This is a genomic window from Streptomyces sp. NPDC031274, assembly GCF_055570235.1.
On the sequence record NZ_JBVIHP010000009.1, the window covers coordinates 273,703 to 284,525 of the forward strand.

The window sequence follows — 10,823 nt, forward strand, 5'->3', positions numbered from 1 at the left end:
CACCGCCCTGCACGGGGGGGGGGGGGGGGGTTTGGTTGTTTTGGCGCGGGGCGCCCCCCCCCCCCCCCCCCCCCCCCCCCCCCGGCTCGGACGTTCATGGACCCGGGCAGGCGTTCATGGATCCCGTCGGACTTCCGCGGCCCCGTCAGACTTCCTTGCCGTTGCCGCCTCCGCCGCCCGACGCGGCCTTGATCCCCTTGGTGATCTCGTCCATGACGGACACCTTCGGGGACTTGTCGTTGACGTCGATGCCGAAACGGACGATGACGAGCTCGGACTTCACGGTGGGCGAGGGGAAGGCGAGTGACTGGACGTACCCGTCGTCGCTCTTCTCGGTGACGGCCTTCCAGCGCACGAGGTAGCCCTTCTGCCCTGCGACGGTGACCGCCTTGGACTCCAGCTCCTTGTGCGAGGTGACCTTGCCGTAGGTCTTGCCGCCGTAGGACTCCTTGGCGTTGACGGAGATGTCGGCCTTGGCCGCTTCCTCCGCCGTCTTGGCGTCGACCTTGAAGCCCTTGGCGGGGCCGGAGTACGCGCCGCCGCGCGTGCAGGTCTTGTCGGTCTCCCGGGGGCACGGATAGGGGTCCGTGGTCACCGAGGCGCCGCCCTCCTGGCCGCTCGCGCCGGTCCAGCCGTCCGGCACGGGGAGGCTGATGCCGCTGAGGAGGTCGGTGGCGTACCCCTCCTCCGACGGCGGCGCGGAGCCGCCGCCGGGAGGCTGGGACTGCTCGGGGTCCTGCGGGTTCTGCGGGTCCTGGGGCGCGCCCGGCTCCGACGGGGCGGAGGACGAGGGGGCCTTGGCGGCGTTGTCGCCGTCCCCGTCCCCGCCGTCGTCGGAGGTCAGGAAGTAGACGCCGCTGCCTATCCCGGCCAGGACCACGAGGGCCACACCCACGGCTATGCCTATGCGGAGGCCGCGCTTGGGGGCGGTGGGCTGTCCCGGATAGGAGGGGTGGGCCGGGTATGCGCCCGGGGCTCCGGTCGGGGTGCCGGTCGGGGCGGTGGGCGGATAGGCCGGGGGCGCCGCCGGAGCGGAACCGCCCCACCCGGCGGCGGAACCCACCGCGCGGACCTGATCCGTCCATACGTTCCCGTCCCACCAGCGCTCGGTACGGGGGGCGTCAGTTGTCTGGCCGGGGTCGGGGTACCAGCCGGGAGGGGTTACCTGGGTCATGGGCGCCAGGGTATGAGCATTCGGTGAAAGCGGCATGAGAGGGGGGACGAGCGGGCTTGTACGGAGGCCACCGTGGGGCCGCTCAGCTCACCCGGGAGGGAGGCGAGTCACCCGAGGGGGAGGCGAGTTCACCGCCCGTGCCCGTGCCCGTCCACGACGAGGCGCACAGGGCCGCCGCCCACGGGTGCGGGCACCCGCACCCCGGTCTGCCCCGGAGTGATCGACCCCAGCACGCTCGCATGCCGGGCTCCCGTGCTCTGCGGCACCGTCCCCGGCAGCCCGTGCGCCGTCAGGAACCCCAGCACCGCGAAGGCGTACGCCTCCTTCGCGGCGGACGGAAGGCCGAGCTCGTCGGAGGTGCGCACCGGGATCCCGCCCCCCGGCCTCCCCAACTCGGCCCGCAGGAAGGCCATCAGCGTCGGATTGCGTGTGCCACCGCCGGAGGCGATGACCTCGGATGCGTCGACCGCCCTGACGGCGTCGGCGACCGTAACGGCGGTCAGCCGGGTGAGCGTGGCGACGACGTCCTGCGGGGCGAGGGCCTCGTACCCCGTGAGCGCCGCGCGCAGGTAGGGCAGATGGAAGAGCTCCTTGCCGGTGGTCTTCGGGGCGGGCCGCGCGTAGTACGGCTCGCCCAGCAGGACGGCGAGCAGCCCCTCGTCGACCGTGCCGCGCGCGGCCATCTCGCCGTCGAGGTCGTACGTGAGCCGCTCCCGCGTCAGGTCACGTACGGCGGCGTCGATGAGGGCGTTGGCCGGGCCCGTGTCGAAGGCGGTGCCGTCAGGGGCGGTGATGTTGGCGATGCCGCCGAGGTTCAGCGCGGCGGGGGCTCCGGGCCTGCCGCGCAGCCACATCCGGTCGACGATGCTGACCAGGGGGGCGCCCTGGCCGCCCGCTGCGATGTCGCGGGGGCGGAAGTCGGCGACGACCGGGAGCCCCGTCCTCTCGGCGATCCACGCGGGCTGCCCGATCTGCAGTGTGCCGTGGACCTGACCGTCCTCCACCCAGTGGTAGACCGTCTGCCCGTGCGATGCCACCAACTCCGCGCTCCCGTCGCACAGTTCACGGTCGGCCTCGGCCGCCGCCGCGGCGAAGGCCTGACCGATACGGGTGTCGAGGCGGCAGACCTCCGCCAGCGTGGTGGTGGCGGGCGGCAGAGCGGCACCGAGCGCCGTTCGCAGTGCCTCGTCGTACCCGCGGGTGATGAGACCCAGTGGAGAGAGCAGCAGACGGTCGCCGTCGATCGTCAGGTCGGCCGCCGCGACGTCGATGGCGTCGTACGAAGTCCCCGACATCAGCCCGATCACGCGCAAGAACTGCTCCTCTCGCTCTCCTCACCGATGTGTTTGATCATCGCAGCGATGACGGGGCAAGCGCACTCGCACGTACGATCCAGTTCAGGCACCGGAGGAACGAGAGGCAGGGCGGAGAGGGCGACTTGTCCGTGTCCACCACGGGATCACCCGGCCCGCGCACAGGAACGCGCCGCACGAACCTCACCCGAACCGACGGCACCTGGAACGGCCTCCTCGGACACGCCGGGGTCGACGCCCCGCACCCGGACCACCCATCAGCCGTCCCCGAGCCCCGCGGACAGCACCAGTCGTCGGCATTCCCCGGGGCTGCCCCAGGCGGTGCGCAGCGCTCGCGCCTTCGTCAGCCATAGGGACAGGTCGTACTCCGCCGTGTAGCCGATCGCCCCGTGGAGCTGAAGGGCCGCTCGCGCGGCGCCGTAAGCCGCCTCGCCCGTCGCTGCTTTCGCCGCCGCCACATCCGCCGTCCGCAGGGTCAACGCCGCCCCGTACAGCAGGGGGCGGGCGAACTCCAGGCCTATCAGGACGTCCGCAAGGCGGTGCTTGACCGCCTGGAAGCCGCCGATCGGTGTGCCGAACTGGGTGCGCTGTTTCACGTACGCGACCGTCTTGTCGAGGAGCGCGAGACCGACGCCCAACGACTGCGCGGCCGTCGCGAGCGAAGCCCAGTCCGCCGCGCGCCGGGAAGCCTGTGTCACCGACGGGCCCGAGGCGAGGAGTTCGCCGGGACTGAGCCGGGCGAGGCGGCGCGCCGGGTCCAACGACCGCTGCACGCGCGCGTGCCCGGAAGCCAGGCGCAGTTCACCGTCCGTCGCGGTCAGCCGCAGCGTCGCCGCGTCCGCGTCCAGTGCGAACGGCCCCCCTTCGGGCAGCGCGAGCGTCGTGACGGCATCCCCGGAGGCCAAGGAGGGAAGGAACCGCTTGGCCGGGGCCGCTTCGCCCAGCTCGGCGAGGCGGGCGAGCAGCGCGCCCGCCGCCACCGTCTCGACCAGAGGGCCTGGTGCCGCGTGCCTCCCCAGCTCGATGAAGGCGAGGCAGACCTCGACAGGGTGCGGTCCCACCCCTTCGTACTCCTCGTACCCCTCGTACCTCTCTGGCTCATCGGGAACGGCCAACGCGAACACGCCCGCGTCCGCGAGCCGTCCCCACACAGCACGCCCCGGCGCGTGGTCCCCGGCGGCCCACGCCCTCGCGGCCGCCGGAGCGTCGGCAGCCGTCAGCATCGCGTCGAGCGAGCGCGCGAAGTCGCGCTGCTCGTCGTCGAGGAGGAACCTCATCAGCGGCGTCCCTTCGGCAGTCCGAGCAGCCGCTCGGCGATGATGTCGCGCTGGATCTCGTTCGTGCCCGCGTAGATCGGACCGGCGAGCGAGAAGACGTACCCCTCCGCCCACTCGCCGCCGTCCGCCAACTCGCCCTCCGCGCCCAGAAGGTCCAGCGCGGTCTCGTGCAGCGCGATGTCGTACTCGGACCAGAAGACCTTGTTCAGGCTCGACTCCGCGCCGATCGCCTCGCCCGCCGCGAAGCGTGACGCGTTGGCCCAGGTGAACAGCTGATAGGCGCGGGCACCGATCACCGCGTCCGCCACCCGGTCGCGCAGCGCCGTGTCCGCGGGGTCGCCGTCCGCGCGCCACTGACGCACCAGACGGTCGGCCGAGGCGACGAAGCGGCCGGGGGAGCGCAGCGTCAGACCCCGTTCGTTGCCCGTCGTCGACATCGCGATCCGCCAGCCCTGGCCCGGCTCACCGATCACGTCCTGGTCCGGTACGAAGACGTCGTCGAGGAAGAGCTCGGCGAACGCGGGCTTGCCGTCCAGGCGCCCGATGGGGCGGACGATCACGCCGTCCGCGTCGAGCGGGAACATGAGGTACGTAAGACCTCGATGCGGCTTGGCGGGGTCGACGGCGGGGTCGCTGCGGAACAGGCCGAACGCGCGATCCGCGAACGCCGCCCGCGACGACCAGGTCTTCTGCCCGCTGATCAGCCAACCGCCGTCCGCGCGGCGCGCGGTGGACCGCAGCGACGCCAGGTCCGAGCCCGACTCCGGCTCGGACCAGGCCTGCGCCCAGATCGTCTCGCCGCTCGCCATCGGCGGAAGGACCCGCGCGCGCTGCTCGTCGGTACCGAAGTCGAAGAGGGTCGGTGCGAGGAGGTTGATGCCGTTCTGCGAGACGCGGCCGGGGCCGCCCGCCGCGAAGTACTCCTCCTCGAAGATCAGCCACTTGACGATGTCGACGCCCTGCCCGCCGAACTCCCCGGGCCAGGAGACCACCGACCAGCGGTCGGCCGCGAGCTCGCCCTCCCAGGCGCGGTGGGCCGCGAAACCCTCCCGGGTCTCCAGCGAGGGCAGCGGCTCAACCGGCACATGCTCGCGGAGCCAGTCGCGCGCCCGCTGCCTGAACTCCCCTTCCCCGGCGGTGAAGTCGAGGTCCATCAGTTGCCCACCTCTTCGGTCGGTGCTCGCTTCGGCTGGTTCTTCCCCGGCGCTCTTCCCTAACAAGTGTTTGGTAGATTACCCTGGCGTTGAGCCAGTCGTCGAGAGCGAGTCGAAAGCTAAGGGGGCCGAGCATGGACGCACCCGCGTACGTGCCGGGGCACGGTCTGCTCGCGGGCCGCACGGCCGTCATCACCGCCGCGGCCGGAGCGGGCATCGGCGGCGCCACCGCCCGACGCTTCCTGGAGGAAGGCGCGCGCATAGTCATCGGCGACGCCCACCCGCGCCGCACGAAGGAGACGGTCGAGGCGCTTGCCGGGGAGTTCGGCGCGGACCGGGTCGACGGGACGCCGTGCGACGTCACGGACGAAGCGCAGGTGCAGGCTCTGTACGACCTGGCCGAGCAGCGCCACGGCGGCCTTGACGTCGTCGTGAACAACGCGGGCCTCGGAGGCACCGCCGAGCTCACCGAGATGACCGACGAACAGTGGGACAGAGTCATCGACGTCACGCTGAACGGCACGTTCCGCTCCACCAGAGCGGCCCTGCGCCGCATGCGGGCCGTCGGCCGGGGCGGCGTGATCGTGAACAACGCCTCGGTGCTCGGCTGGCGCGCCCAGGCGGGTCAGGCGCACTACGCCGCGGCGAAGGCCGGCGTCATGGCCCTCACCCGGTGCGCCGCCGTCGAGGCCGCACCCCATGGGATACGGATCAACGCGGTGTCGCCCAGCCTCGCCATGCACCCGCACCTCGCGAAGGTCACATCGCCGGAGCTCCTCGAAGAACTCACCGCGCGCGAGGCGTTCGGTCGGTATGCCGAACCCTGGGAGATAGCCAACGTCATCGTCTTCCTGGCCAGTGAGTACTCCTCGTACATGACGGGGGAGACGGTCTCGGTCAGCAATCAGCACGCCTAGGCGGAGAATGACCGTGTGTCGAAACCGAAGCAGAGCAGCACGAGCACCAGCCCCACCACCAGCACGAAGAAGGCACCTGCCAAGAAGGCGCCCGCCAAGAACGCTCCGGGCAAGAACGCTCCGGCCAAGAAGGCCGCGGTGAGTCCCTCACCCGAGCGCCGCGGCGAACTTCTCGCCATCGCCGCCGACGTCTTCGCCGAGCAGGGGTACAACGCGACCACGGTCCGCAAGATCGCGGACGCCGCCGGCATGCTCGCCGGCAGCCTCTACTACCACTTCGACTCCAAGGAGTCGATGCTCGAAGAGATCCTCTCCACCTTCCTCACCGAGCTGTGGGACGGGTACGACACCGTGCTCCAGTCGCACCTCGGCCCCCGCGAGACCCTTGAGGCCCTCGTCACCGAGTCCTTCCGGGAGATCGACCGGCACCGCTCCGCCGTCGCCATCTACCAGAAGGAGTCCAGGCACCTGGTCGCGCAGGCGCGCTTCCAGTACCTGACCGACTCGCAGCAGCGCTTCGAGAAGACGTGGCTGACGACGCTGGAGCGCGGAGTCGCGGAGCACGTCTTCCGCGACGACCTGGACATCAGGCTCGCCTACCGCTTCGTGCGCGACACCGTCTGGGTCGCCGCGTCCTGGTACCGCCCCGGGGGCGGCCACAGCCCCGAGGAGATCGCCCGCCAGTACCTGTCGATGGTCCTGGACGGCATCGCCGTACGCACGTAGAGAGAGCGCGTCGTCGTCCCGGCGACCGCACCGACCGAGGAGCACGAGGAGTACGCAGCCATGGCCGAGGCCTACATCGTCGAAGCGGTCCGCACCCCCGTCGGCAGGCGCAAGGGCGGCCTCTCGGCCGTCCACCCCGCCGACCTGGGAGCCCATGTCCTCACCGCACTCGTCGAGCGCACCGGAATCGACCCCGCAGCCGTCGAGGACGTCGTCTTCGGCTGTCTGGACACGGTCGGCCCGCAGGCCGGGGACATCGCCCGCACCTCCTGGCTGGCGGCAGGGCTGCCCGAAGAGGTGCCCGGTGTGACGATCGACCGGCAGTGCGGATCCTCGCAGCAGGCCGTGCACTTCGCGGCGCAGGGCGTCCTGTCCGGCACACAGGACCTCGTCGTCGCGGGCGGCACACAGAACATGTCGATGATCCCCATCGCCTTCGCCTCCCGGCAGGCCGCCGAACCGCTGGGCCTCACCGAAGGTCCGTACGCGGGCAGCGAGGGCTGGCACGCCCGCTACGGGGACCGACCCGTCAACCAGTTCCACGGCGCCCAGCTCATCGCCGAGAAGTGGGGCATAACCCGCCGTGACATGGAGGAGTTCGCGCTCCGCTCGCATCAGCGGGCCGTCCGCGCGATCGACGAAGGCCGCTTCGACCGCGAACTCGCCGCCTTCGGAGACGTGACCGCCGACGAGGGCCCGCGCCGCGACACGACCCTGGAGAAGATGGCGGGCCTCAAGCCCGTCCTGGACGAGGGCACCATCACCGCCGCCTGCTCCTCGCAGGTCTCGGACGGCGCCGCCGCGATGCTCGTCGCGAGTGAACGGGCCGTGCGGGAGCACGGGTTGACGCCCCGCGCCCGCATCCACCACCTCTCGGTGCGCGGCGAGGACCCGATCAGGATGCTGTCCGCGCCGATCCCCGCCACCGCGTACGCCCTCAAGAAGACCGGCATGAGCATCGGGGACATCGACCTCGTCGAGATCAACGAAGCCTTCGCGCCGGTCGTTCTCGCCTGGCTGAAGGAGACCGGGGCCGATCCGCAGAAGGTCAACGTCAACGGCGGCGCGATAGCCCTCGGTCATCCCCTCGGGGCGACCGGCGTCAAACTGATGACGACGCTCCTTCACGAACTGGAGCGCACAGGAGGCCGGTTCGGACTCCAGACCATGTGCGAAGGCGGCGGCCAGGCGAACGTGACCATCATCGAACGCCTCTGAGAGCGTCCCCCGACCGCGTCCGGATCCGGGCTCGCCCCTCACACCTTGCGGGAGTTGCTGCCCGGACACCGCACCGTGAGGCCCTCTCCCCAGCTAGTCTCGATGGTTGTACGTCGATTGAGCGACCTCGGGAGGTAGCGCGATGACACAGGGACGGCCCGGAGGTGGCACCTGGGCCCCGCTGTGGGAGCGCGATGCGGAACTGACCGCGGTCGCGGAGGCCGTCGACGAGCTGTGCTCCGACGCGACCACGGCGGGCGGTCTGCTCGTCTTCCAGGGCGAGGCCGGCATCGGCAAGACAGCGCTCCTCTCCGAGGTGCGGCGCATCGCGGAGGGGCGGGCCACGGTGTGGTCCGCGCGGGGCGGCGAGACCGTCACCTCCGTTCCCTTCAACGTCGTACGACAGCTGTTGCAGTCGGCTCTCGTCGACCTCTCGCCCGAAGAGGCCCGGGAGTATCTCGGCGACTGGTATCCGATCGCGGGACCCGCGCTCGGCATAGCCGAGCCGGGTGGCAGGCAGGCCGACCCGCAGGGCGTGTGCGACGGCCTGGTCGAGGCGGTCGTGCGCCTTTCGGGGGTGCACTGGCCGCTCGTCCTGCTCATCGACGACGCGCACTGGGCCGACCAGGAGACCCTGCACTGGCTGGCCGCGTTCGCCCAGCGCCTGCACGAACTGCCGGTCCTCGTCGTGGTCGCCCACCGCCCTGACGAAGTCGCGGGCGACAGCGCGCGCCACCTCGCGGCGGTCGGCGCCGCGGCCCGCCCCTCGCCCCCGCTGCGCGCGCTCACCCCGGATGCGGCGGCCGGGCTCACCCGCGCCACCCTCGGCGAGCACGCGGACGCCCCGTTCTGCCGCGAGGTGTGGGCGGTCACCGGCGGCAACCCGTACGAATCCGTGGAACTGCTCGCCAAGGTCCAGGACAGCGAGCTTGAGCCGGTGGAGAGCTCCGCCGCCGAACTGCGCGCCCTGAACCGCTCGGCGCGCGGTCGTGGCCTGGTCGCCCGCCTCGAAGGACTCGGCACGGACGTCACGCGGTTCGCGTGGGCCGCGGGGATCCTCGGCACCGCCATCTCGCTCGACCTCGCCGCCTCGCTCGCCGGGATGCAGCGCGCGAAGGCCGAGCGGTGCGCGGAGCGGCTGTGCGCCGCGCGCATCCTGCTCGGCGGCGAAGAGGGCCTGGAGTTCGTCCATCCGCTGATCGCCACCACCGTCTACCGCTCGATCCCGCCCGCCACCCGCACCGCGATGCACGGCCAGGCCGCCTGGGCCGTCACGCTGTCCGGGCGAGGCGCGGCAGCCGCGTCCCGGCACCTCCTGGAGGTCCACCCGGACGACGACCCCGAACTGGTCGAGCAATTGCGGGAAGCGGCGGCCGAACACCTCGCCGTCGGCGCGCCGGACGCGGCCCGCCGCTGCCTCGAACGCGCGCTGCGGGAACCGCCGCGGCCCGAGATCCTCGGGCGCGTGCTCTACGAACTGGGCTGCGCCACGCTCCTGACCTCGCCCGTCACGACCATCGGCCATCTGCGCGAGGCCATCCACGCGGCGGGGCTCGACCGCAAACTGAGAGTGGACGCCGTCTGCCGCCTCTCCCAGGCCCTCGTGCACAACGACCAGCTGGAGGAAGCCCTGCGTGTCGTGGACGCCGAGGCCGCCCGGCTCGAGCCCGGACCCGACCGGATGCGTCTGCAGGGTGTCCACTACATGTGGGAGGGCATCCACTCGCGCGAGGAGGACGCCACGGGCCGTTCGCGCCGCCTTGCCGTACTCGCCGGGCCGCTGCAGGGGCGCGACAACTCCGAGCGTGCGCTGTTGATCCTGCGTGCCTTCGACGCCATGACCCGCGGGGAGAACGCCGAGGAGATCGTCGAGCTCTGCGACCGCGTCCTCGTCAACGGCCGCCTCGCGCCCGGGCTCGGCTGGACCGACACGGAGTGGGGCTTCGAGCTCCTGACGATGCTGGGCGGCTCGTACATCTTCACCGACCGCCTCGACCGCGCCGAGAGCGTTTTCGCCGAGGGGGTCCGCGCCTACGAGGCCGCGGGCTGGAGCGGCGGCCATCTGGCCGTCGCCAAGGCCTGGCTGGGTCTTGTGTACCGCAGGCGCGGACGTCTGGTCGAGGCGGAGGCCGAGCTGCGGGAGAGCCTGCGCCTGTCCGACCGGGTGGGCACCGGGCTTCCGATGCACTGGGACGCCGCGTGCAAGCTCATCGAAACGCTGCTCGCCCGCGGCAAGATCGACGAGGCCCAGGAGATCGCCGACCACTACGGCATCGCGCCGCCCTTCCCCTCCACGATCTTCCTGCCCGACATCCACTCCGTGCTCGGCCGTCTCCTCATCGCCACGGGGCGACGGTCGGAGGGCCTGGGAGAGCTGGAGGTGGCGGCGAAGACCGCGCACGAACGCGGCCGCTACAACACGATCGTCGCCCCCTGGGCGAACGACCTCGCCCGCGCACTCGCCGAGAAGGACCCGCGACGGGCCGCCGAACTGGTCAAGGACGTACGGATCCAGGCGGAGCTCTTCGGCACGGAGACGGCGATCGGCGAGGCGCTGCGGTGCGCGGCGTCCCTGGAGACCGGCCAGCGCGCGGTCGCGCTGTACGCACGGGCCGTCGCCTGCCTTGAGGCGTCGCCGTGCGCCTATGAACACGCCGTCGCCCGGGTCGAGTACGGCATCGCGGCGGGGTCCGTGAACGAGCTGGCGCGGGGCTTGGCCCTGGCCGAGTCCTGCGGAGCGGACGGACTCGTCGCCCGGGCGCGGCAGTCCTTGGCGGTGGCCAGGGTGTGAGACGGGGGTGAGACAGGGGGGGTGAGACGGGGATGTGAGCGGTTCAGCCCGCCCGGCGATCAAGGCGCGGGCCAGGGGCGGAGCCCCGGGTCGCGGCGGGGGCGGGGGGCAGGGTCCAGGGTCAGGGGGAGTGGTGAGGAGGGGAGTCGCTCCACCGCCTCAGCCGCTTCCGCCATCACCGCTGAGGCCAGTTCCTCGCGCGACGGCAGATCTTCGGTTGCCGGGGAGGGGAGGGGCAGCGGAGGGGAGTTGC

General features: G+C 72.0%; 8 protein-coding genes and 1 pseudogene. 4 read left to right on the forward strand and 5 right to left on the reverse strand.

The window, feature by feature from the left end; genetic code table 11:
• Window positions 1-145 precede the first annotated feature (145 nt).
• The 4 genes from ACZ5CR_RS17420 to ACZ5CR_RS17435 all read right to left on the reverse strand — a co-directional run bounded on the left by ACZ5CR_RS17420 (window position 146) and on the right by ACZ5CR_RS17435 (window position 4,918).
• Window positions 146-1,174: a DUF2510 domain-containing protein gene (locus ACZ5CR_RS17420; RefSeq protein WP_468858193.1), complete on the reverse strand. Its 1,029-nt coding sequence runs from the start codon at window positions 1,172-1,174 to the stop codon at window positions 146-148.
• A gap of 128 nt (window positions 1,175-1,302) precedes the next feature.
• Window positions 1,303-2,487, reverse strand: a complete 1,185-nt coding sequence (locus ACZ5CR_RS17425) for an anhydro-N-acetylmuramic acid kinase (protein ID WP_468858194.1) — start codon at window positions 2,485-2,487, stop codon at window positions 1,303-1,305.
• 257 nt (window positions 2,488-2,744) lie between these two features.
• Entirely contained in the window at window positions 2,745-3,764 is a 1,020-nt protein-coding gene (locus tag ACZ5CR_RS17430; protein WP_468858195.1) for an acyl-CoA dehydrogenase family protein, read from the reverse strand.
• Window positions 3,764-4,918, reverse strand: coding sequence for an acyl-CoA dehydrogenase family protein (locus tag ACZ5CR_RS17435; RefSeq protein ID WP_468858197.1), 1,155 nt, complete (start codon window positions 4,916-4,918; stop codon window positions 3,764-3,766). Before ACZ5CR_RS17435 ends, ACZ5CR_RS17430 begins: the two co-directional genes overlap by 1 nt.
• Before the next feature lie 134 nt (window positions 4,919-5,052).
• Here ACZ5CR_RS17435 and ACZ5CR_RS17440 point away from each other — a divergent pair, with 134 nt between their 5' ends.
• From ACZ5CR_RS17440 to ACZ5CR_RS17455, 4 genes are all read left to right on the forward strand, one after another.
• Window positions 5,053-5,835: an SDR family oxidoreductase gene (locus ACZ5CR_RS17440; RefSeq protein WP_468858199.1), complete on the forward strand. Its 783-nt coding sequence runs from the start codon at window positions 5,053-5,055 to the stop codon at window positions 5,833-5,835.
• Between the two features lie 138 nt (window positions 5,836-5,973).
• Entirely contained in the window at window positions 5,974-6,561 is a 588-nt protein-coding gene (locus ACZ5CR_RS17445; RefSeq protein ID WP_453529583.1) for a TetR/AcrR family transcriptional regulator, read from the forward strand.
• A 60-nt stretch (window positions 6,562-6,621) separates the two neighbouring features.
• A complete protein-coding gene (locus ACZ5CR_RS17450) occupies window positions 6,622-7,779 on the forward strand; it encodes an acetyl-CoA C-acetyltransferase (protein WP_468858201.1) in 1,158 nt (385 codons plus the stop codon).
• 142 nt (window positions 7,780-7,921) lie between these two features.
• Window positions 7,922-10,570, forward strand: a complete 2,649-nt coding sequence (locus tag ACZ5CR_RS17455) for an ATP-binding protein (protein WP_468858203.1) — start codon at window positions 7,922-7,924, stop codon at window positions 10,568-10,570.
• A 59-nt stretch (window positions 10,571-10,629) separates the two neighbouring features.
• Here ACZ5CR_RS17455 and ACZ5CR_RS17460 read toward each other — a convergent pair.
• Window positions 10,630-10,823: pseudogene (locus ACZ5CR_RS17460) on the reverse strand (hypothetical protein); the annotation flags it as partial.